This is a genomic window from Pseudomonas marginalis (assembly GCF_024169655.1).
Classification (GTDB): Bacteria; Pseudomonadota; Gammaproteobacteria; order Pseudomonadales; family Pseudomonadaceae; genus Aquipseudomonas; species Aquipseudomonas paraveronii.
This window is the reverse complement of the sequence record NZ_JALJWV010000001.1, coordinates 3,589,332-3,610,112: the sequence shown is the minus strand read 5'-3', so window position 1 is coordinate 3,610,112 and position 20,781 is coordinate 3,589,332. Positions and strand designations below refer to the sequence as shown.

The 20,781-nt window shown below is 56.4% G+C and carries 26 protein-coding genes, 1 tRNA gene and 3 pseudogenes; 20 read left to right on the top strand and 10 right to left on the bottom strand.

All coding sequences use genetic code 11. From position 1 onward, the window contains the following. Window positions 1-5: 5 nt before the first annotated feature. Genes J2Y83_RS16320 through murB form a run of 7 tightly spaced genes read left to right on the top strand, consistent with a single transcriptional unit; the run spans window position 6 to window position 4,526 of the window. Complete coding sequence (locus tag J2Y83_RS16320) at window positions 6-641, top strand: MotA/TolQ/ExbB proton channel family protein (protein ID WP_247407985.1); 636 nt, start codon at window positions 6-8, stop codon at window positions 639-641. Continuing rightward, window positions 638-1,066, top strand: a complete 429-nt coding sequence (locus J2Y83_RS16315; RefSeq protein WP_253396700.1) for an ExbD/TolR family protein — start codon at window positions 638-640, stop codon at window positions 1,064-1,066. The genes J2Y83_RS16320 and J2Y83_RS16315 overlap by 4 nt, the downstream gene beginning before the upstream one ends. Further along, on the top strand, window positions 1,066-2,076 hold the full coding sequence (gene lpxK / locus J2Y83_RS16310; RefSeq protein ID WP_253396698.1) for a tetraacyldisaccharide 4'-kinase: 1,011 nt from the start codon (window positions 1,066-1,068) through the stop codon (window positions 2,074-2,076). The genes J2Y83_RS16315 and lpxK overlap by 1 nt, the downstream gene beginning before the upstream one ends. A gap of 23 nt (window positions 2,077-2,099) precedes the next feature. Beyond that, a complete protein-coding gene (locus J2Y83_RS16305) occupies window positions 2,100-2,285 on the top strand; it encodes a Trm112 family protein (protein WP_003174668.1) in 186 nt (61 codons plus the stop codon). Next, a complete protein-coding gene (gene kdsB, locus J2Y83_RS16300) occupies window positions 2,282-3,046 on the top strand; it encodes a 3-deoxy-manno-octulosonate cytidylyltransferase (protein WP_253396696.1) in 765 nt (254 codons plus the stop codon). Before J2Y83_RS16305 ends, kdsB begins: the two co-directional genes overlap by 4 nt. Then, window positions 3,046-3,510 (top strand): low molecular weight protein-tyrosine-phosphatase, encoded by a 465-nt coding sequence (locus J2Y83_RS16295; protein WP_253396694.1) that lies wholly within the window; start codon window positions 3,046-3,048, stop codon window positions 3,508-3,510. The genes kdsB and J2Y83_RS16295 overlap by 1 nt, the downstream gene beginning before the upstream one ends. Then, entirely contained in the window at window positions 3,507-4,526 is a 1,020-nt protein-coding gene (murB, locus tag J2Y83_RS16290; RefSeq protein ID WP_253396693.1) for a UDP-N-acetylmuramate dehydrogenase, read from the top strand. Before J2Y83_RS16295 ends, murB begins: the two co-directional genes overlap by 4 nt. Before the next feature lie 74 nt (window positions 4,527-4,600). Here the strand turns inward: murB and J2Y83_RS16285 are convergent, their stop codons facing one another. Continuing rightward, window positions 4,601-5,272: a Bax inhibitor-1/YccA family protein gene (locus tag J2Y83_RS16285; RefSeq protein WP_247404731.1), complete on the bottom strand. Its 672-nt coding sequence runs from the start codon at window positions 5,270-5,272 to the stop codon at window positions 4,601-4,603. 152 nt (window positions 5,273-5,424) lie between these two features. Between J2Y83_RS16285 and J2Y83_RS16280 the strand changes: the two genes are divergently transcribed. Next, window positions 5,425-5,515: transfer RNA gene (locus J2Y83_RS16280), tRNA-Ser, on the top strand. Window positions 5,516-5,629: 114 nt separating this feature from the next. Here J2Y83_RS16280 and J2Y83_RS16275 read toward each other — a convergent pair. Both J2Y83_RS16275 and J2Y83_RS16270 read right to left on the bottom strand, forming a co-directional pair. After that, the gene (locus J2Y83_RS16275; RefSeq protein WP_253396691.1) at window positions 5,630-6,637 is read right to left on the bottom strand and encodes a tyrosine-type recombinase/integrase; all 1,008 of its coding nucleotides are present in this window, start codon (window positions 6,635-6,637) and stop codon (window positions 5,630-5,632) included. An 8-nt stretch (window positions 6,638-6,645) separates the two neighbouring features. Continuing rightward, window positions 6,646-6,897 (bottom strand): annotated as a pseudogene (locus J2Y83_RS16270) (DNA cytosine methyltransferase); the annotation flags it as partial. Between the two features lie 57 nt (window positions 6,898-6,954). Between J2Y83_RS16270 and J2Y83_RS16265 the strand changes: the two are divergent. Then, window positions 6,955-7,200: a hypothetical protein gene (locus tag J2Y83_RS16265; RefSeq protein ID WP_253396689.1), complete on the top strand. Its 246-nt coding sequence runs from the start codon at window positions 6,955-6,957 to the stop codon at window positions 7,198-7,200. A gap of 23 nt (window positions 7,201-7,223) precedes the next feature. Here the strand turns inward: J2Y83_RS16265 and J2Y83_RS16260 are convergent. Further along, window positions 7,224-7,595: pseudogene (locus tag J2Y83_RS16260) on the bottom strand (nucleoid-associated protein); the annotation flags it as partial. Between the two features lie 208 nt (window positions 7,596-7,803). Between J2Y83_RS16260 and J2Y83_RS16255 the strand changes: the two are divergent. Both J2Y83_RS16255 and J2Y83_RS16250 read left to right on the top strand, forming a co-directional pair. After that, window positions 7,804-8,244 carry a hypothetical protein gene (locus J2Y83_RS16255; RefSeq protein WP_253396686.1) on the top strand — a complete coding sequence of 147 codons (441 nt, stop codon included), beginning with the start codon at window positions 7,804-7,806 and terminating at the stop codon, window positions 8,242-8,244. Window positions 8,245-8,438: 194 nt separating this feature from the next. Beyond that, window positions 8,439-8,873 (top strand): hypothetical protein, encoded by a 435-nt coding sequence (locus J2Y83_RS16250; RefSeq protein ID WP_253396684.1) that lies wholly within the window; start codon window positions 8,439-8,441, stop codon window positions 8,871-8,873. On the opposite strand, the gene J2Y83_RS16245 is transcribed toward J2Y83_RS16250, so the two are convergent. Next, window positions 8,862-9,311, bottom strand: coding sequence for a YqaJ viral recombinase family protein (locus J2Y83_RS16245; protein WP_253396682.1), 450 nt, complete (start codon window positions 9,309-9,311; stop codon window positions 8,862-8,864). The genes J2Y83_RS16250 and J2Y83_RS16245 overlap by 12 nt on opposite strands. Window positions 9,312-9,352: 41 nt before the next feature. Here J2Y83_RS16245 and J2Y83_RS16240 point away from each other — a divergent pair. Continuing rightward, window positions 9,353-9,511 (top strand): annotated as a pseudogene (locus tag J2Y83_RS16240) (phage minor tail protein L); the annotation flags it as partial. Between the two features lie 2 nt (window positions 9,512-9,513). Next, window positions 9,514-10,284, top strand: coding sequence for a C40 family peptidase (locus J2Y83_RS16235; protein WP_253396680.1), 771 nt, complete (start codon window positions 9,514-9,516; stop codon window positions 10,282-10,284). On the opposite strand, the gene J2Y83_RS16230 is transcribed toward J2Y83_RS16235, so the two are convergent. Beyond that, the gene (locus tag J2Y83_RS16230) at window positions 10,281-10,808 is read right to left on the bottom strand and encodes a hypothetical protein (protein WP_253396678.1); all 528 of its coding nucleotides are present in this window, start codon (window positions 10,806-10,808) and stop codon (window positions 10,281-10,283) included. The genes J2Y83_RS16235 and J2Y83_RS16230 overlap by 4 nt on opposite strands. 336 nt (window positions 10,809-11,144) lie before the next feature. Here J2Y83_RS16230 and J2Y83_RS16225 point away from each other — a divergent pair, with 336 nt between their 5' ends. The 3 genes from J2Y83_RS16225 to J2Y83_RS16215 all read left to right on the top strand — a co-directional run bounded on the left by J2Y83_RS16225 (window position 11,145) and on the right by J2Y83_RS16215 (window position 12,619). Next, the gene (locus J2Y83_RS16225; RefSeq protein WP_122676438.1) at window positions 11,145-11,603 is read left to right on the top strand and encodes an Hsp20 family protein; all 459 of its coding nucleotides are present in this window, start codon (window positions 11,145-11,147) and stop codon (window positions 11,601-11,603) included. Between the two features lie 188 nt (window positions 11,604-11,791). Next, window positions 11,792-12,112, top strand: coding sequence for a hypothetical protein (locus J2Y83_RS16220; protein WP_253396677.1), 321 nt, complete (start codon window positions 11,792-11,794; stop codon window positions 12,110-12,112). Between the two features lie 51 nt (window positions 12,113-12,163). Beyond that, a complete protein-coding gene (locus tag J2Y83_RS16215; RefSeq protein ID WP_253396675.1) occupies window positions 12,164-12,619 on the top strand; it encodes a hypothetical protein in 456 nt (151 codons plus the stop codon). A gap of 56 nt (window positions 12,620-12,675) precedes the next feature. On the opposite strand, the gene J2Y83_RS16210 is transcribed toward J2Y83_RS16215, so the two are convergent. The 3 genes from J2Y83_RS16210 to J2Y83_RS16200 all read right to left on the bottom strand — a co-directional run bounded on the left by J2Y83_RS16210 (window position 12,676) and on the right by J2Y83_RS16200 (window position 14,000). Beyond that, window positions 12,676-12,975, bottom strand: a complete 300-nt coding sequence (locus J2Y83_RS16210; RefSeq protein WP_253396674.1) for a hypothetical protein — start codon at window positions 12,973-12,975, stop codon at window positions 12,676-12,678. 58 nt (window positions 12,976-13,033) lie between these two features. Then, window positions 13,034-13,297, bottom strand: a complete 264-nt coding sequence (locus J2Y83_RS16205; protein ID WP_253396673.1) for a hypothetical protein — start codon at window positions 13,295-13,297, stop codon at window positions 13,034-13,036. A gap of 109 nt (window positions 13,298-13,406) precedes the next feature. Further along, window positions 13,407-14,000, bottom strand: a complete 594-nt coding sequence (locus J2Y83_RS16200; RefSeq protein WP_253396672.1) for a hypothetical protein — start codon at window positions 13,998-14,000, stop codon at window positions 13,407-13,409. A gap of 96 nt (window positions 14,001-14,096) precedes the next feature. Between J2Y83_RS16200 and J2Y83_RS16195 the strand changes: the two genes are divergently transcribed. The 3 genes from J2Y83_RS16195 to J2Y83_RS16185 all read left to right on the top strand — a co-directional run bounded on the left by J2Y83_RS16195 (window position 14,097) and on the right by J2Y83_RS16185 (window position 15,552). Then, the gene (locus J2Y83_RS16195; protein ID WP_253396671.1) at window positions 14,097-14,195 is read left to right on the top strand and encodes an Ltp family lipoprotein; all 99 of its coding nucleotides are present in this window, start codon (window positions 14,097-14,099) and stop codon (window positions 14,193-14,195) included. A 368-nt stretch (window positions 14,196-14,563) separates the two neighbouring features. Continuing rightward, entirely contained in the window at window positions 14,564-15,025 is a 462-nt protein-coding gene (locus tag J2Y83_RS16190; protein WP_253396670.1) for an anti-virulence regulator CigR family protein, read from the top strand. A 245-nt stretch (window positions 15,026-15,270) separates the two neighbouring features. After that, window positions 15,271-15,552 carry a hypothetical protein gene (locus tag J2Y83_RS16185; protein WP_253396669.1) on the top strand — a complete coding sequence of 94 codons (282 nt, stop codon included), beginning with the start codon at window positions 15,271-15,273 and terminating at the stop codon, window positions 15,550-15,552. Between the two features lie 390 nt (window positions 15,553-15,942). Here the strand turns inward: J2Y83_RS16185 and J2Y83_RS16180 are convergent, their stop codons facing one another. Further along, entirely contained in the window at window positions 15,943-18,546 is a 2,604-nt protein-coding gene (locus J2Y83_RS16180; protein WP_307513990.1) for a cation-translocating P-type ATPase, read from the bottom strand. 696 nt (window positions 18,547-19,242) lie between these two features. On the opposite strand from J2Y83_RS16180, the gene J2Y83_RS16175 reads away from it, so the two are divergent. After that, complete coding sequence (locus J2Y83_RS16175) at window positions 19,243-20,568, top strand: OprD family porin (RefSeq protein ID WP_253396665.1); 1,326 nt, start codon at window positions 19,243-19,245, stop codon at window positions 20,566-20,568. Window positions 20,569-20,781 lie beyond the last annotated feature (213 nt).

Genomic DNA, 20,781 nt, shown 5'->3' with positions numbered 1-20,781 from the left:
TCACTGTGTGGGAATTGGTCAAATCCGGCGGCTGGATGATGTTGCCGATCATCTTGAGCTCCATCGCCGCACTCGGCATCGTTGCCGAACGCCTGTGGACCCTGCGCGCCAGTCGCGTCACGCCCGAGCATCTGCTGGGACAGGTCTGGGGCTGGATCAAGAACAAGCAGCTCGACAAGCAGAAACTCAAGGAACTGCGCGCCAACTCGCCTCTGGGTGAAATCCTCGCGGCCGGGTTGGCCAACTCCAAGCATGGTCGCGAGATCATGAAAGAGTGCATTGAAGAGGCCGCAGCGCGGGTTATCCATGAATTGGAGCGTTATATCAACGCCCTCGGCACTATCGCCGCCATGGCGCCGTTGCTCGGTCTGCTGGGCACCGTCCTGGGCATGATCGATATTTTCAGCTCGTTCATGGGCTCGGGCATGACCACCAACGCGGCGGTGCTGGCCGGTGGTATCTCGAAGGCCCTGATCACCACGGCGGCGGGCCTGATGGTCGGTATTCCCTCGGTGTTCTTCCACCGTTTCCTGCAACGCCGGATCGATGAACTCGTGGTCGGCATGGAGCAGGAAGCCATCAAGCTGGTGGAAGTGGTGCAGGGCGATCGTGACGTGGATCTGGTCGGGGGCAAAGCGTGAAATTTCGCCGCAAGCAACGGGAAAATGTTGATATCAACCTCGCGTCGCTGATCGACGTGGTGTTTATCCTGCTGCTGTTTTTTGTCGTGACCACCACCTTTACACGGCAGACCGAGCTGCGGGTCGATTTGCCGGAAGCGGTCAGCGGCTCGCCGGCCGAGGACCAGGAGGTCAAGCAACTGGATATTGCCATCAGTGCCGACGGCGTGTTTTCGGTGAATAACCAGTTGCTCGAGAAAAACGACCTCAACATCCTGATGGAGGCTCTGCAGAAAGAGTCCGGTGGCGATACCAAGATGCCGCTGTCCATCAGTGCCGATGGCAAGACCCAGCACCAGGCGGTGATTACCGCGATGGACGCTGCCGGCAAGCTCGGGTTCAGCCACTTGCGCATGAGCACCGTCGAGGCGGCGAGCCAACCCTGATGGCCATGTCCGATCGTTTGCTCAAGGCCTGGTACGAGGGCCATCCGGCGCTGACGTTGTTGCGGCCGCTGGAGTCGTTGTATCGCGCGGTGGTGCAGCGCAAGCGCGCGCGTTTCCTGGCGGGCGAGGGCGAGATCTACCAATCGCCGGTGCCGGTGGTGGTGGTCGGTAATATCACCGTGGGCGGGACTGGCAAGACACCCTTGATCCTGTGGTTGATTGAGCACTGCCAACGTAGCGGTTTGCGCGTGGGCGTGGTCAGTCGCGGGTATGGTGCCAAGCCACCGCAGTTGCCGTGGAGGGTCGAGGCCGGCCACAGCGCCGAAGTGGCTGGCGATGAACCCTTGCTGATCGTGCAGCGCTGCGGCGTTCCCTTGATGATCGACCCTGACCGCAGTCGCGCAGTGAAGACGCTGCTGGCCAGCGAAACCCTGGACCTGATCCTCTCCGACGACGGCCTGCAGCATTACCGCCTGGCTCGCGACCTTGAACTGGTGCTGATCGACGCCGCCAGGGGCCTGGGCAATGGCCGCTGCCTGCCTGCCGGGCCGTTGCGCGAACCGGCGGAGCGCCTGCAGAGCGTGGATGCGCTGCTCTATAATGGCGCCGGCGCCGATCGCGAAGATGGCTTCGCCTTTTGCCTGCAGCCCACGGTGTTGGTCAACTTGCAAACCGACGAGCGTCAGCCGGTCGATTACTTCCCGGCAGGCCAGCAGGTGCATGCGGTCGCCGGGATCGGCAACCCGCAACGTTTCTTCAACACCCTTGAAACGCTACACTGGCAACCGATACCCCATGTTTTTGCCGACCATGCGCCCTACAGCGCCGAGGTCTTGAATTTCACACCATCATTGCCGCTGGTCATGACCGAGAAGGACGCGGTGAAGTGCCGCGTCTTTGCCCAGCCTGACTGGTGGTACCTTGCGGTGGATGCGGTGCCGTCGCCGGCGTTTGTCGCCTGGTTCGACACGCAACTGATGCGTCTGTTGCCCGCCCGTCTCTTGCCTTAAACGCTTCATTCCAGGAAACACTCATGGACACCAAACTGCTCGACATCCTCGCTTGCCCGATCTGCAAAGGCCCACTCAAGCTCAGCGCTGACAAGACCGAACTGATCAGCAAAGGCGCCGGCCTGGCTTACCCGATCCGTGATGGCATCCCGGTGATGCTGGAAAGCGAAGCCCGCACGCTGACCACCGACGAGCGTCTGGATAAATGACTACAGCCTTTACCGTTGTCATTCCATCGCGCTACGCCTCGACCCGCCTGCCGGGTAAACCGCTGCAACTGATCGGCAACAAGCCGATGATTCAGTTGGTATGGGAACAGGCCTGCAAAAGCAGCGCCGAGCGCGTGGTGGTGGCTACCGATGATCCACGTATTATCGACGCCTGCAAAACCTTCGGTGCCGAAGCGGTACTGACCCGCGAAGACCATAATTCCGGTACCGACCGCCTGGCCGAAGTGGCCACACAGCTTGGCCTGGCGCCTGATGCCATCGTGGTCAATGTGCAAGGTGATGAGCCGTTGATCCCGCCGAGCGTGATCGACCAGGTGGCCGCCAACCTGGCTGCCCATGGTGAAGCGCGCATGGCGACGCTGGCCGAGCCCATCGAAGATATCGACACCCTGTTCAATCCGAACGTGGTCAAGGTGGTCAGCGACATCAACGGCCTGGCGCTGACGTTCAGTCGCTCGACGTTGCCCTGGGCGCGGGATGCTTTTGCCAGGAATCCTGACCTGTTGCCAGAGGGCGTGCCGTACCGCCGTCACATCGGTATCTACGCCTACCGCGCCGGTTTCCTGCAGGACTTCGTCAGTTGGGGCCCGTGCTGGCTGGAAAACACCGAATCCCTGGAGCAACTGCGTGCCCTGTGGCACGGCGTGCGCATCCACGTCGCCGACGCTCTGGAAGCACCGCCTGCGGGTGTCGACACTCAGGAAGACCTCGACCGCGTCCGCCGCCTGCTGGGGGCCTGATGGAGGTTCTGTTTGTCTGCCTGGGCAATATCTGCCGCTCGCCAACCGCTGAAGGCGTATTGCGTCATAAATTGTCCGAAGCGGGTTTGGCCGGCCAGGTCGATGTGGCGTCTGCCGGCACGGGCGAATGGCATGTCGGCAACCCACCGGACCAGCGTAGCCAGCGTGCAGCGCGGGCGCGGGGTTATGATCTGTCGGCCCAGCGTGCGCAGCAGGTCAGCAGCGCCGACTTTGCGCGCTACGACCTGATCCTGGCGATGGACCACAGCAACCTGCGCAACCTCAAGGCCATGCAGTCGGGGCAGGGCAAGGCCGAGCTGGACCTGTTCCTGCGCCGCTACGACTCGGAAGTGGACGAGGTGCCAGATCCTTACTACGAAGGCGAACAAGGCTTTGAGCGGGTCCTGGACCTGATCGAGCGAGCCTGTGATTTATTGGTGATCGAATTGAAGGGGCGGTTATGACCTTGCAAGTACTTGCGCAGGTATCGCTCAAGCCATTCAACAGCTTTGGTATCGACGTGCGTGCCCAGCTCTTCGCCGAGGCTCATAGCGACGCGGATGTTCGCGAAGCCCTGGCCTACGCCGCCGCGCAGGCAGTACCGCTGCTGGTGATCGGTGGTGGCAGCAACCTGCTGCTGACCCGGGACATTCCAGCCCTGGTATTGCGCATGGCGACCCGGGGCATTCGTGTGCTACAGGATGATGGCAAGCACGTGCTGGTCGAGGCCGAAGCGGGCGAAGCCTGGCATCCGTTTGTACTGTGGACCCTGGAACATGGCCTCTGCGGCCTCGAAAACCTCAGCTTGATCCCCGGCACCGTGGGTGCTGCACCGATGCAAAACATCGGCGCCTACGGTGTGGAGATCAAGGATGTGTTCGCCGGCTTGACGGCCCTGGACCGCCAGACCGGCGAGTTGCGTGATTTCAACCTGGAAGAATGCAACTTCGCCTACCGGGACAGCCTGTTCAAACACGAAACCGGGCGTTGGTTGATCCTGCGAGTACGGTTTGCCTTGAGCCGCGTCAGCCACCTCAAGCTCGACTACGGCCCAGTGCAACAGCGCCTGGCCGGGCAGGGGATTACCGAAGCTACTCCGAGCGATGTCAGTCGGGCAATCTGCAGCATTCGTCGGGAAAAACTGCCGGACCCCGCAGAACTGGGCAACGCCGGCAGCTTCTTCAAAAACCCACTGGTGTCCCAGGCGTTGGCGGCTGAGCTGCAAGGCGTGTATCCGGACCTGGTGGCCTATCCCCAGGCGGACGGCCAGATGAAACTCGCCGCCGGCTGGTTGATCGACAAGGCCGGTTGGAAGGGCTTTCGCGATGGCGATGCCGGCGTGCATAAGATGCAGGCATTGGTGCTGGTCAACTACGGCGGCGCCACCGGACATGACATCGCGAACCTGGCGCTACGTATCCAGCAGGATATTGCCGAACGTTTCAAGGTCGACCTGGAGATGGAGCCCAACCAGTACTGAGCCCAGAACAAAGTCCCCTGAAACAAAAATGCCCCGTATCTCGCGATGCGGGGCATTTTTTATGCTGCTGGCAATCAGTCGTCGCGGCTCATGATGCCGAAGATCTGCAACAGGCTGATGAACAGGTTGTAGATCGACACATACAGGCTGATGGTCGCCATGATGTAGTTGCGCTCACCGCCGTGGATGATGGCGCTGGTCTGGAACAGGATGCACACGGAGGAAAACAGCACAAAGCCTGCGCTGATCGCCAACTGCAGACCGCTGATCTGGAAGAACATGCCGGCGACCACTGCCCCTAGCAACACGAAGAAACCGGCGGTGATGAAGCCACCCAGGAAGCTCATGTCCTTGCGGGTAATCAGCACATACGCCGACAAACCACCAAACACCAGGGCCGTCATGGCAAACGCCGAGCTGACCACTTCCGCGCCGCCGGCCATGCCGAGGTAGCGGTTAAGGATCGGGCCGAGGATAAACCCCATGAAACCGGTCAATGCAAACGCCGACACCAGGCCCCAGGCCGAGTCACGCAGCTTGTTGGTCAGGAAGAACAGACCGTAGAAGCCGATCAACACGACAAAGATATTCGGGTAGCCGACGCGCATCTGCTGGGCCATGAACGCCATCACGCCGCTGAATGCGAGGGTAAGGGCGAGCAAGCCATAGGTGTTGCGCAAGACGCGGCTGACTTCAAGCTGCTCAGCCTGCGCGTTACCATTCACTGCGTAATTCTGTTCGCGCATGGCGACACTCCTTCGGTTTTGAAACGTTCAGTCGCAAAGATCATAACAGACGCTCTGTAACTAGCGATGGCGAGAGTTTGACAGTGTGTTTCATTCGGGTATTATGGCGCCCGCTGAGACAGGATGGGCTGCTATAATCCTGTGATGCAAAAGGGAAATTGGCAGAGTGGTTGAATGCACCGGTCTTGAAAACCGGCGAACGTTAATAGCGTTCCCAGGGTTCGAATCCCTGGTTTCCCGCCAAGATTCATACGAAAGCCCCGCAATGCGGGGCTTTTGCGTTTCTGTGGTTTGGACACTTCCGATCTTAATTTGCTCGGCGTTCCAGAACTATTATGGAAGCGTTCCATAACTTTTCTATTTTGACGGCTTCGCGGTGGCGCCGAGTCTCCTATAAACGCGCTTTGTGATTTCCTGATTGCTATGCCCCAATAGCAGGCTCGCATCGCCGATATCCACAATTTCAGACGCCGCCTTGGGTCGGATATGTCGGAATTGAACCCCGCCGATCTTTGCAGCGAGCATCGGATCTCCTTGTTCGATAGCTTTCTCGCAAGCCATCTCTCTCGCCTTGTCCCAGCGCAAGCGCAGCATCCCCTTCGTCATCCTTTTTCCGTGCTTGTTGATCAGCAGATATTTGGAAGGGTGGGCGGCATTCCTCTCGGAAATTTCCCGAACCAGCCTTCCCAGACTGTTTTCCCCTTCCTTTGTTCGCATCAGAATCCTGAGCTTTAGCCCTGTTTTCCCCTGTGTGACCAGGAAGTAATCGCCATCCACGTCGTCAATTCGCATGGCGATCACGTCAGCCGGACGCTGGCCAGTCAGGTATCCCAGATCCATCGCCTCCCTGAGTTCAGGTCCAGCCATGCCGTAGACTGCATCCCACACCACCGCATTTGCGTAGTAATCACGGGGCGTCTCTTTGTTTTTCCTGACGCCCTGGCAAGGGTTCTCGCGTTCGGTGAGCCCCCATTCTCTGGCTATGTTGAAGACGTGGGACAACAGCGCGATCTCACGATTGGCCCGCACCTTGGCTGTGCGGGCGTCGCGGTATCCGGCAATGCTGGCCGGCGTGATTGAGTCGATGGGAGCATCATCAAACATGGGCCGGAGCTGCTTCAGTTCGGCCAGGTTGTCCTTCTGGGTCCGCTCACCCTTTTTCGGTATGACGTCACGCACATACCGGTCGAAAATCCCCTTCATGGTTGTCAGGTCCGCCGGCTTGTCCTTCGCTTCCAGTTCCGCCCATTTCAATCGCGCCTTGTTCAGGTCCTTGCCCAGCGGTACGTCCTTTCCTGTTGTGTCTCGGTAATAGAAGGCGGTCCAGATGGTGCCGTTTTTCCGCTTTCTCGTCCGCTGGTACATGCGCGGCGGTCCGGGTCGCCATCGAACACGTCGGTGGTGAAGTGCTGGGCTCCCGGGTGGTTCACGGTGTGCATGCTGATCGCTTGCGGGCTGTGGTTCTTCGCCACGTTCACCGCGCGGCCCAGGCCCATCTCCAAGCCGGTACCGGCACCGCCACCACCACAGAAGAAGTCGACAACGATCTCATCGTCCTGAGGGTTGAAGCCGAGTCCGTATTGGGTTTTGAAATCGAAGGGGTGTTTCTTATGTTGTGCGGACATAGGGGATCCTCGCCGGCTGGCGTGATTCGTTGATATGGGGTATTACGGGTGACCGGCATGGAGCCGGATCAAGGAGAGAGACAGATAGCTACAGATCGTGAAATTCAATTGGAGCAGGCGCTTGTTGCAGCGTTCGGAGCCGCGGAAGTACTTGGTCTTGATCACCACAAGCTGTACGAAAAATCCAAAGAGCTGATTCTGGATAACAGCAAGTACCGACATGTTGGTCATCCGCACGTTGCAAGCGCCTGTAATGAGCTGGAGTCTGCTTACGGCCAGTTCAAAGCTATTGAAGAGAAATAATTCCGTCTCCCGAATCGAGCCGATTAGGCGGCTGCGCGCTTGAGCTGTTCAGTGAGCTGAGTGGGCAACCCGCGCAGCGTCAGCGTGCCGCCCGCTTCGTTGAACTCGATCTTGTCGCCCAGCAGATGCGCCTCGAAGCTGATCGACATGCCCTCAGCCCGGCCGGTGAAGCGGCGGAATTTGTTGAGGGTCTTCTTGTCCGGCGGACGGGTTTCGGAAAGTCCGTAGTCCTTCGCCTTGATGAAGTCGTAGAAGTTCTTCGGCTGATCTTCGTCAATCAACTCCGACAGCTCGCCAAGGGTGATCGGCTCGCCCAGCTTGGCCTGGGCTATGGAGTAGCTGACCAGCGCCTGGGTCTTCTCGCGCGCCGACTCTTCTGGCAGAGCGCCTGACTCATGATGAAAGAAACCCCAGGCCTTGCCGGCGGTAGCGTTGTAGCTTTCGTTGAACTGCAGCATCAGGTCGTCGCGGGCTTGGCTTTCAACCTGTTCGGCGGAGGCCAGGTGAAGAACTGCTGGGCTGCCGTCGGGCTTCTTGTCGATCTTGTGGATTGCGCTATGGCGTACAGGCATTTCGTTTACCTCGTGCAGGCGCCGCCCTCCGGTGAGTCGGTGGTGGCAATTTGGTTTGGGGTGGGGTATTAATGCCGAAATTTTTGAAGGATCAAAACTATGCGTATTTGGATTGGCATCACTGATGCTGCTCACCTCTGCTGTAGCGCTCGGTGATGAGGCACAGCTGAAGCAGTGGGAAAAGATGGATCGCTGCTCCAATGCAGCTTTTATCGTGGTAAATATCTTGGAGGAAAGCGCAGACACCTCCACGCAGGCGCTAGCTCTACATGGAGCGGTAGAAGGACTAAAAACCAACACAAAATTGAAAGAAACGATGCCGACTGGAAACGAAGTCATTAGCGCCTATAACTTTGCGCTTCGGATCTCTTATGAGATGCCTCGACCCTTCGCAAAGCGTGAGCATGATTGGCTCGTTGCTCAGGCCGCGACTGCATGTACTTTATGGGTTCCAAGTGTTAGCGCCCAGTAATCAAAGCTAGTGGATGGCCGGCGTTCATTTATAGATCGAGCCACTGATCAATTCGGATCATGTCGCTACTTCACATTTACGGTCCTTCCAGTCCCGGCGGCGTCCTCCGTTACCGGATGCAGCGAGCAGGATGGAATTTTGGAAAGGATAAGGTATCAATCCGCACCTTGGATTTGAGCCTATAAGGAGCACTGATGCGACATAAGATTTTTTGGCGCTGTATAGCAATGACTTTGTTCAGCTTCACGCTGACCGGGTGTATTCATTACGAACACAAAAGTGCAGAAGGAAAATCAAACTCCGAAATCGCTACGATTCAGCAGTTCGACAAATCTTTGACGATATTTAAGATTGACGACGATCAAACCCTTTATTGGCTGAGCCGCCAAAGCGAATACCGGCTGGGTGCAGGCAGGCATAAGATTCAAGTTCGTAAATTTATTACCGCGGAACAGCAAACTGCTCCGATTGAAATGACTGTTGATCTGGTAGGCGGCCGTACTTATGGGCTCTATGGGATCTCTTCGCTGTCTTGGTGGAGATACGAGGTTCGTGACGTGGAGACTGGGCAGCCAGCGGATGTTGCGGATCCTGTTGCCAACGAAGCGCCTCCAACATCAGTTAAATAGATGGCTCGATAATCTCGTCACCCGGGTCTTTCTGGATGGCAAGCAGGCTTTTGTTGCGGAATTCACGCGCCACGTTTCGGTACCGCCGTCATCGTTGATAAGTCCGTCTGGCGAACATCCAAGCCAGTCGTACTTCGGGTGGACGATGAACTCTGACGGTATGACGATGTTGCCCGTCAGCATCTCGTAGGCGTCTTGGGCCTTTTGTTCTTCGGTGTGGCCCCACTTTAAAGAGGCGCTGCTGACGTTGTGCTTGGACTTCTTTGCCAGCCGCTCGAAGCAAAGCTCACGCATGTACGAGGTGCGCGCGCCCATAGGCTCGCGCTTACCATTTTTGTCAGGCTTCCTCCAGGCCATCACGTCTTTAAAGCGGCTGGCTGTCACGCGACCAGATCGGTCCGCATGCCACTTTTCTGTGCCCTGAAGCTCAGTTCTCACTACGCAGCCTCCTCTGAATGGGACTGGTCACCGCTGGGGCCGGTTATATCGGTAAAGTCGGCATCGACGGTAACCCCACGGATGACCCTGCCAAGGATCAGTGCAAGGGCTGCCTGTCGTCGTGCAAGTTGCGCTTTGGCGAGAACAACGAGCTTAGTTTCGGTGGATTCCCCGCCGTCAGCTTGATCGCGAGGAGCTGACCATGCGCAAGCACATCATCGCGGCGATCCAGGCGCACGCTGCAACCGAGTACCCGAAAGAGTGCTGCGGTCTGCTGCTGAGCGTCGGGCGCGCGCAAAAGTACTTCCCGTGCCGGAACATCGCCACGGAGCCGAACGAAGAGTTTCGGCTTGATCCCGAGGATTACGCTGCGGCAGAAGATTTGGGCGAGGTGATCGGGATCGTTCACTCGCATCCGGACGCCACCAGCAGACCATCACCGCATGACCTGGCCATGTGCGAGGCCACGGCGTTGTCCTGGTACATATTGTCGTGGCCTGAAGGGGATTTGCGCACGGTCATGCCGACCGGCAGCACGCCACTGCTCAAGCGTCCATTTGTTCATGGGGTGTGGGACTGTTGGGCTGTATGCGCCGAATGGTATCAGCGGGAATGGGGGCTGGAGTTCGAAGCATTCCAGCGCGTCGATGGCTGGTGGGAGAGTGCGGAGAACGTCAGTCTGTACGAGGCCAACTACGAGGCCGCCGGCTTTGTACGCGTCGACCGACCACAGCGAGGGGATCTGATCGTTATGCAGGTCGGCCGGACGGCTCACCCTAATCACGCGGGGATCTACCTGGGCACTGACCCAGCGCTACCCGGCGAAGAGCCGGGCACCTTCGGGCCTGGCCCATTCCTACTGCACCACCTATACGGCAGGCCGTCCGAAATCATAGTTTTCGGCGGCCCCTGGCACGACCGAGCGCGCCTGATCCTCAGGCACAAAGATGCGAGATACCGCGCAGAGTCTTAAGAGGATGATTCAAGTGAACGAAGAAAAATCACCATGTACTCAGCAAGAGTTCGATGATTTGCTTCATCCGGCGCGCGATGGAAGACAGTTATCAGATGTTGCGGCTCTTTTCCACGGAGTGAAAATGTACGCGTCTCCCATACCACATTTTCACGAAGAGCTTTGGAAAAGCCTGGGTGTTTCGCGTCCACCTTGCTTTGCCAATCGAGCCAGCGAGAGTAAATCGACTCAAGCTCATCCTTTTTTATCGCAAGTGAATGGTCTCGGAGCGTGAATTCGACATACGAGTGATAATTTCCATCCAATCCCGATGCGCAGCCGAGAGACATGAATCTTCCGTCAGGCTTGTTCAGTTCAACGAGTAGAGGGCGAAGGCCGTTTTCATCGGTTGCCTCGTGGATGAGCGCGATCTGCGCGGGGTTTTCGATTAGATCTACGGCGCCATTGTTGCGGTCGCCGTCATCGCGCAGCTCTGGAACATATGGCCAGCGCTTGAAGTGGTTCGAATCATTATCTTGTTTCATGCTCAGTCCATTGAGAGGTTATGAGCGAGCGAGCCTACTATCGCGCGCCATGGTAATGCCACTGGCATTCCATCCACGCTGGATTCCTGGACAGGAAGCGAGCGGAAGAATGCGGCGCTAAGGCAACACACCAGGACGTAGCTCTGTGGACAAATCAGGAGAACGGTTCGAGCATTCCTTAATGCTGAACCGCTGCTTCAGCGAGTGAAGATTCGGCCGCGTAAAAATTTTCTTCTGCCCTCTTGAAATTTTTTTCGGCCAACATAAATTTTTATCACGCGACGCCGAATGAGGGTCGCGCACTTAATCACTTGGATTTAATCAGGAGATTTTGAGATGGCTACTACCCTTTCGCTGGCCCCTTTGTTCCGCCAATCTGTTGGCTTCGATCGCTTCAATGACCTATTTGAGTCGGCGCTTCGCAGCGAGACTCCGAATACCTATCCGCCTCACAATGTGGAAAAGCACGGTGATGACGAATATAGAATTGTCATCGCAGTAGCTGGGCTCACAGAAGCGGATCTGGATATCCAGGTCGAGAAGGGTGTTTTGACAGTCGTTGGGGACAAGCGCGAAACCGAAAAAGAAGTAACCTATCTGCATCAGGGTATCGCGCAACGAGCATTTCGGTTGTCGTTTCGACTGGCAGATCACATTGAAGTGCGCGGTGCTTCGATGAACAACGGACTGTTGAGTATCCACTTGCTGCGTGTGGTGCCCGAAGAAGCCAAGCCTAAGAAAATTGCTATCGGTAGCGAAGGTACTCCCGAGCTGCGTCAGGTTAGCTTGCAGTAACTTGGCGGTATCAAAAAAGGCGCTCTTAGTAGCGCCTTTTTTATTTTTGTGTACTCAGATTTAAGGCTTAACCTCATGTACAGAACGTGCGACCTTCTGGAGCCGTTTCCTTGATGCTACAGTCCCGCCAAACCAAAGAGGGAACGACATGCGCATGGCATGGAATTTGACCCCGGACGGGTTGACACATGGATAGGCTTGATCGCTTAAACGATCTGCTGCGCGAGCATGATTGTGTTATGTCGATCAACATCAAATTCGACGATTTCAAATACGATTTGGTTTTGGTGCTTTCTGCCAATGGGTCAGATTTGGATGCGGTGACACTGACTTTTCATGATGTCAGCGCTCTTGATTTGAGCGGGTTTGGTGGTGGGTTGACCCAATTCATGCATCTTGAAGCCGCTCGTATAGATAATGGGCTCGACAGAATTCGCTATGAAATGAGAGATGTGAATGACGAGAAGATATCGTTCAAATTCTTCACTTTCGGCGGATCAATTTTTTAGGAGCAAGCATGCGAATTTTGATAGAGGCGGTAGCGGTTTAGGAGCTTCAAGATGGGATTCGCAACGACGCTCTGGGAATGGTATGGGCAGGGGGAGTTCAAGCGGGTACTCGCCGTTTGTGAAGTATTTCCTGCTCTGGAATTCTTGGCGATGAGTGCAGATGAGCAGCGAGAAGCTATTCCTGACTGCCCTGCATGCGAAGCCTGGTCCATGACAATGTTGCCGTTGAACGAGACCTTGGCGGCCTGTGGTAATGCCATGCCAGGCGAAGTAAGGCGCGGCCTCCAAAACCTGTGGAAACTATGTAATGGCCTGTCTGAAGAGGCTTTTCGTTGTGGCGACCGGTTGATATTCGATCATCAAGATTGGCAGCCCATCCGTGATTCAGCTACAGATCTGCTTCGGCTGATGGGGCTTCTGGAGATAAGCCCTTTTCTGAATGATCTGACGGTTGATTGCCATAACGTGGTCAATGGATACGTTGCTGCAAAGCCCGAACGTTCTTAACATCCACGAAAAAAAGAGCCGAGCCAAGCCCTGCGCTGGGCTTTTTGCATCTGGCGCTATATGGCATTCGCTTCGGCGAGCATCCAGAACCCATCCAGATGAACTTGAGGGTACGGTTTAGTCGCGGTCGGAAAGTAATCGATCAACTGGCTCATCAAGCCCTCTGCGAAGGGGCGGTGGTCGCTCTCAAGCGGCTTACGGAATGGGATTTTTTCGTAACACAAGAGCATAGTTCCAGGCCAGTCTTTAAGCGCTTCAATCAGTCCGTCGCGCAGGTTGTCAGCTGAGTCTATTGAGCCATCTGTGATGGATGGGCTGGATAAGACACGTTTTAAAAGAGCCAATCTGCTTGTCATCTAATGTCCTTTTGATGATTGCTCGGAGTAGTGACATGAAAAAAACCGGCGGGCCGGGCTAGTCTTCGACTGCTTCAAGCAGCTGCTGATCGAACATCTCGCTCAGCATTTTCGCGTGCTTGCGCTGCGTGACGGAGTAGAACATTTTTCGGCCGAGTAGAATGCTCTTCATGCTATGAGCTGAAATGAGCTGCCTCGTCGGGACTGAGATCTCTACGGTCGTGCCATCGCGGGTATCGGTTACTTCCAGCTGGTAGGACTCAATCAAGTCACCCCGTTTGGTGTGACCGAGGCATTTGAAGGTGAGGGTAGGTTCGGGCACGCTGATCTCCTATGTTGGAAGGCTGAATCCGGCATACACAAAGCCCCATTCTATACCGTATAGAATGGGGCTTTGTGTATGGCTAGAACAGCAATCTGTACATAGGGTTCTAGTTGATTGAAAAATCTTCAGGTTTACAGCTGTTGTCGATCTGACATTTATTTACCGACATCCAGGGGCCCTTTGGCTCTACCGCATCGAGGCGATGCATTGTCAGAACACCGGCGTAGTAGCTGCCGGGTACTCCAGGGAAGCCAAGTTTCTCACCGTCCCTGAAGCGGCCTTCATAAATTGAAACAATCTGGCCGCTTTGCGGAGCAAGACTTACTGAAACACGCCCCGAGGGGCTGCAGTGGATAATCATCACGGCGTTCGTGCGATGACCGTTTGCTGACTCGTCAAATACTCGAACGATGTCGTGCCCGTCAGGCTTGCGGCAGCTTTTTCCCGGGATGGACGCTGAAACACCTTCAGCTTTGGTCTCATTGCCCAAAGCCGACGGCATGTAGAAATCCAAACTTAGCCCGATCAACGCGTTTTCCGGGAGTGGCGAAAATCGATCCTCAAGGCTGTTTCGAGCGCTAACCAGTGCTGGCTCGAAGTTCTTCTTGATTATGTCTGTGGTGGCTTCAAGGCAGGCGCCGCCCACCGCGGCAATTACCGCGATAAGGCCTTTGGAGAAGTATTTCTTGAGCGATGGCATTGCTCGCATCCTTGCGTTTGTGTGTAAAAGCCAGGCGTGCCGGGCTGTGCTGGAGAGGGTTTCGACGTTTCTGACGCTACGATAGCAGTGGACAGCATGAACATTGATTGGAACCAGCAGGCGGTGAGGTCTGCGAAGCAGTATCTCAATATGATGGGCTTCTCGTGCAAAGGCCTCATTAAGCAACTTTCCTGAAACGCTTTTAGTAAAACGCTTGACCGTTTCCGCATCATTTCAGGCGGTTTCCGCAACTCTGCCAGATTCTAGATCAACGAGTCGGCTTCACGATCTCCAGCGTGTCTGTAGTCAGGCGGATTCGTAGCTTTTTGGAGGTCTTGCTGCGGCTTGCGTATTCAGGTGCGACGTTATCGACGCGAACTTCTTTCGCATTCGCCAAGCCTTCACTCATCGAGCAGTCAACGTGTAGTGGTCTCCAGGCGAACGATCTGTTCTTCGTGCGGCCGATACATTGGCGATGTCGGTGAGTGGGATGGGTATTACGGAACTAAAACCTGCAATACCGTCTACATTTCAGGGAGCATTCCCTTGGAGAGAGGACGGTCATGTTTAAATTACGCTCGCTTGTAGTTGCTGTTACCTGCCTTACTTTGGCCGTTGGCTCGGTGACTGCACTCGCAGACCCTGGCAATGGGAAAGGTCAAGGCAATGGAAAAGGCAACTCACAAGGCGGCCAAGGTCATGGGAACCAGGGTAATAAGGGCAAAGGTTCCAGCGGAGACGATTGGGCTCGCGGGCCAAGCATTGACCGCGGCAGCGTATTGGGAGTGCTCGGTGGCTATCGTGACTACTGGAGCCCAGGTCCTTCACTACCACCCGGAATACAAAAGAACCTAGCCAGAGGAAAGCCTCTTCCTCCAGGCATCGCCAAGAAACTTGATGGTCGATTGTTGGGCAGACTTCCACATTACGACGGCTACGAATGGCAGCAGGCAGGCACGGACTTGATACTGGTCGCAATTGCTTCCGGCATAATCTACGAAGTCCTCAACGGCGCCTTCGATTAAGGCGATAACGCTTCGACGATCTATGCCAAACGCCCGCCGCCACGCGGGCGTTTTTGTATCCGCGCTAAACGCGACCATGAGCAATCGCAAGGTCGGCTGTCTCAGGGGCTGATCGTAGGCTTGCTTCACGGCTACGCCGATGCACAAACACACCAAATCCATGACAACCAAACAATCCGGCGGGTGCAATCGAACGTGTCTATCGGGAAAGATCAAGGCACATCACAACCATTCCGATTTCGGCCATGTCGGTACTGAAAGGGATTTCGCCCAGCGCCCTGAACAATTTAGGGCCAAAGGAAAAATGCCCAGAAGAGTTGGGTGTCAGCCTGCGCCAAAAAAGCAAAGCCCCGGAGGTTCGCGGCTCCAGGGCTTCTATTTACGCCTCCATCCCTAAACGGCTGGCGAACGTGGTCGCAGATTATCAGCGGCCCCCGGATGTTTCACTACGACTATTGGCGATAGTGTTCGATCGGCAGCACGCGGGGGAGGGCGGAATGATTTCTGCAACCTTATGCGCCCCATGATCGGCGCGGGCTCCAACGCATTCAAAAGTGCCTTGGTGCGGTAATTATTAGAATCTAACGTATTGTTTTAAAAAGTTACTTTGGATTCCTGGAAGCTAGTGAACGTTACTGGCGATTCCAGGGTTCGAATCCTGACGTACACCTTTTATGAAGGCGTTGACCCGAGTAAGAGGTTCGCCAACGTGACGAGTCCACTTGCCGCGTTACCCGATAATGTTAGAGGGGCAGAGATTACTCTCACGGGCGAAGGGCGCGATGCTGCGCTGCTGATCCGGTTTGTTTTTCCAACGCGGGGAGCCAATCTAAGCGATTAACTGCTGAACAGACCTCGCCTGGGTTGCGACATGTGCAGCCCCTGGCGAACGCGGGGATCAGCACTAAAGGCTTCGCTCAGTCGCTGTGCTCGCTCCTCATTCGTATTAGCCATTTCACGACTTCGAACCACATTACGCTCAGCGCGACGATGCCAAATGCGAAAAGTAGCAGTACTGGCGCGGGTGTCACGAATGAGAACAACTGGGTAACCGGCGGAAAAAACAGCGCTACCGCCAACATGGCCAGCGTTGCGAAAGCGATCCAACTGAGCTGGGTGCCAAACACGCCAGGCCCCACCCAGCGCGTGCGGCCCCATGACTTATTGGTATGGATCAGGGCGAGGTTGGCCAGCGCCAGGACGACGAAGGTCAGTGTTCTCGCAAGCTCATCTCGCTCAGACGCAACCGGCGCAAAGCACCTCATACCCGCATACGTCGCGAGAAGCAGTATCAGTAAGCCAATGCCCTGGCAGAGGCCGCGTATCATCACTGCGCTGTCGAACAACCGTTGCTCCTTTCGACGTGGAGGAGCCTTCATCGCATCCGGCTCAAGCGGTTCGGCCTCGAACACGACCGAGCAGGCGGGGTCGATGATCAGTTGCAAGAACAAAATGTGCGCCGGCATCAGCACCATCGGCCAGCCGAAAAGCACTGGAAGCATCGATAGGCCGACGATCGGCACGTGTACGGCGACCACAAACACAATCGCCTTGCGCAAGTTGGCGAAAATGCGGCGGCCATAGCGCACGGCGGTCACCAACGACTCGAAATCATCATTGAGCAAAACCAGCGCGGCCGCCTCGCGTGCGACCTCGGTGCCACGCGCACCCATGGCAACGCCAATATCGGCTGCCTTCAGCGCAGGCGCGTCGTTGACACCGTCGCCGGTCATGGCGACGACATCACCCTGTGCACGGAACGCGCGTACCAGGCGCAGTTTCTGCTCTGGCTGAACACGGCAGAAGATCTGCGTCGTGATCAGTCGTGCGGCCAGTTCAGAATCGTTCAGTGTGGACAGTTCGGTTCCCGTGATCACCGGCGCATCGGTGCCCAGCCCGGCCTGCCTGGCGACCGACATCGCTGTGGCCGGGTGGTCGCCCGTCATCATCACCACACGGATGCCTGCGGCTCGGCATTCGGCAATAGCCTGCGGCACATCTGGACGAATCGGATCTTCGAGCCCGACCAATCCTAGAAACCTGAAGTCGAAGTCGTGCTGTAAACCGGGCAATACCTCGGCGGCGAAGGTCGCCTGTGCGACGCCGAGAACGCGAAGCCCGTCTGCCGCCATCGCCAGCACCTGAGCCGCAATGCGCGCGCTGCGAACGGGATCCATATGGCACAAATCGACGATTGCCTCGGGCGCTCCCTTTGCAGCAATGAGTCGCTCTCGTTGATTCGGCGATTGCCAGACCCGCGACATTGCCAGCATCTGGGGTGACAAGGGATAGTCGTCGATCAGCGTCCAGTCGGCGTGAAGGTGCTCGGTGAGTGCCAGCAGGCTCTGCCCGGTCTCGCCGATGGCCGACTCCATCGGGTCGAAAGCATGGCGGTGGCTGGCGAGAACCGCGTACTCAAGCACACCATGGAGTGCCTCCTGCAAAGGCGTGCCGCCGTCAGTACCATCTCTGGCGACTTCATACTCAGCCTCCTCGGACCAAAGGCGCCTGACCGTCATTCTGTTAGCCGTCAGCGTACCGGTCTTGTCGACGCATAAGACGGTGGTCGCACCGAGCAATTCGACGGCAGGGATGCTACGCGCTAACACCTTCTCACGGGCGAGTCGCCAGGCGCCGAGGCCTAGAAAGAGCGTCAGTACAACCGGCAACTCCTCCGGTAGGATTGCCATCGCCAGCGTCAGGCCCGCCAGCATCCCATGCAGCCAGTCACCGCGCAGCAGCCCGAAAGCGATAGCGAGCGCCGCCGCCAGCGCCAGGCCTATGACAGCGACCCGCTTGACCACACGACGCGTTTGCTGTTGTGTCGGGGTGGGTTCCACCTCGATGTCTGCCAGTGACTGGCCAATCCGGCCCAGCGCACTGCGCTCGCCTGTGGCGGTGACACGTCCCTGGGCGGTACCGCACGTGACCAATGTGCCTGAAAATGCCTGTGCAAGGGTCGCATCCATTGGCGGCGGCGCTGGATCACCAAGTGTATGAAACTGCGGCGCGACCAGCTTGCTGACTGGCATGGATTCTCCGGTCAGCAAGGACTCATCAATTGATAGGTTGGCGCATGTTGTCAGTTGCAGGTCAGCGGGTACGCGATCGCCTTCAGCCAGCATTACAACATCGCCAACGACCAGGTCCCGCGAGGGAACGCTGCACTCTTTACCTTCCCTTAGCACTTTAGCCCTTGGGCTGGAGAGGTCCCGCAACGCATTCAGGGAGCGTTCACTGCGCCGCTGTTGGACAAAGCTGATGCTCATCACGACGAAGACAAAGCCCAGCAACATCAGGGCTTCCTGGACATCGCCCAGCACCATGTACAAAGCGCCGCACGCGACCAGCAGGAGAAACATCGGCTCGAAGGCCACGTCACACATCAGGCGCAAGGCGCTGCGTCGGCGGGAGGCGGGGAGTTCGTTCAGCCCGTCCTGCGCCAGACGTTGCTGCACCTGCGCCTCGCACAAACCCTCAAGCGGCGTCTGCGAACCTGAATGAGGTAGCTCAGCGTTCACAGCGCGGCCGTTATGAGTGGGTGATCGTGACTCGAATCAAGGGGGGGCAATGGGGCAATGAGTGTCATCAGGTTCTGTACCCCCATGGCGCTGCGATACCTGCAGGCTGGCTCTATAGCGATGTGATGTCCTGCCTCGAGGCTTATAGTCGTATCGACCTCGAGGCATGCGTCTAAGACCATCATGTAATCCGTCCTACAGGTACGCTAGCACAACGTTGCTTCAGGTTACCTCGTAAATATTGCGGTATTCGCCGCTCTCGATAAGGGAGCCCCAAGAACGCCTGAATCAGTTTGGCCCTTTGCGGATATCCAGGCTCAGAGCGTGCCGTTTTCATCGTGCAGTTGGGATTTTAGATGTATGCGAAACATCGATGTCCAGCTCATTTCACGCGTCCGGCTTTCTTGTATAAACCTGAATTGTTACAGAAATGGAAAATTACTTTCACGGGAAACGAGGTCATTCCATCGGCGGGAAAGTGTTATAAGTTTTTCACCTTAGGCTCTGCCCTGTACTAAAAATAAACCGTTATAAAACGGTACCTTGCGCTGCGCAGTCAATGCGTTGCGACTTAGAAACCTTCTCATCTGCCATCGACTTATGACTCTTCGCTTTTGACGGCCTGACTTCAGGGGAGATCCTGCTGACTGTGCGTTGAGAGACGAGGCAGCTCTATTAAAAACAGGGGAACGAACAATGTCTTTTAAGTGGAATTTGGTGGCGCTGACGGTCTCGCTGGGTGCTAGTCAACTAGCGTCAGCCGCGGGTGTGGAGGACCAAGCGACTGCCAAGGGGTTTGTTGAAGGCAGTAGTTTGAACCTTCTACTTCGCAACTTTTATTTTGATCGTGACGGTAAGAATTCGGCGGGCGACAAACAGGACTGGTTGCAGGTGATGCAAGGCAACTTCACCTCCGGCTTCACCCAAGGCACCGTCGGCTTTGGTGTGGATGCTTACGGATACTGGGGCGTGAAGCTGGATGGTGGCAAAGGCAATGCAGGCTCTGGCAACTTGCCGGTCGACAGCAACGGCCGGCCGGAGAATGATTTCAGCAGCGCAGGTGCGTCGATCAAGGCCCGCTTTTCCAAGACTGAACTGCATTATGGCAACTTGCAGCCCAACAACCCGGTCCTGGCCACGGCGGGTACTCGCGCCACGCCTCAAACAGCGACTGGCTTCAACTTGTTGAGCAGCGAAATTGAAGGGTTGAACCTCGACGCCGGACACTTCACCAGTAGTAACGGTCCGACCACAACCAACAATAGCCACGAATTGTATGCCGGTTATGCAAACGTGTCGGCCAAGAGCATTGACTACCTCGGCGGTAAATACACGCTGACCGATAACCTGTCCATGAGCGTGTTTGCGTCGGACCTCAAAGACGTCTGGCATCAATACTATGGTAATGCCAACTACACGATCCCGTTCACTGCCGATCAGTCACTGAACCTGGACTTCAATATCTACCGCACCCTCGATTCCGGCCAGGCCAAAGCCGGTGCCATCGACAACACCACTTGGTCGTTGGCCGCGGCGTACTCTTTCCTGAGTGCTCACACTGTCACACTGGCGTTCCAAAAAGTTCACGGCGACACCCCGTTTGACTATGTGGCCGTGGGTAATAACAAGTCGGGTGATTTGGCCGACTCCATCTTCCTGGCCAACTCGGTTCAATACTCTGACTTTAACGGCCCAGGCGAAAGGTCCTGGCAGGCTCGTTACGACCTGAACATGGCGGCTTACGGTGTGCCGGGGCTGAGCTTTATGACGCGCTACCTGAACGGTGACAATATCGACGGCACGCACATGCCGGTCGGCAGTGCCTACCAAGCCTATGGTTATGGCGCTGACGGTAAGCACCACGAAACCAACTTTGAAGCCAAGTACGTGGTGCAGACCGGCCCAGTCAAAGACTTGTCGATGCGAGTGCGTCAAGCCTGGCACCGCGGTAACGCCGATCAGGCGGAAGGGGATTACAACGAAACCCGTCTGATCGTGGATTATCCAATCTCGATTTTCTAATTGGACGACTATCGGCCAAGCCCGAAGGACACAATGCTATGACGGCCAGTTTCAGCCCTGCTGAAGCTGGCCGTTTTGTTTGCATAAAGCGGTGTTCTGCCGTTGAGTCGTGTCGGGTGTGAATGGGGGGGCGTGCTTATCAGTATATTTATAAGGTGCCCAATCCTGCACTTTTTCGGATTTTTCGGATCTATCTCTGACCCAGCCACACCC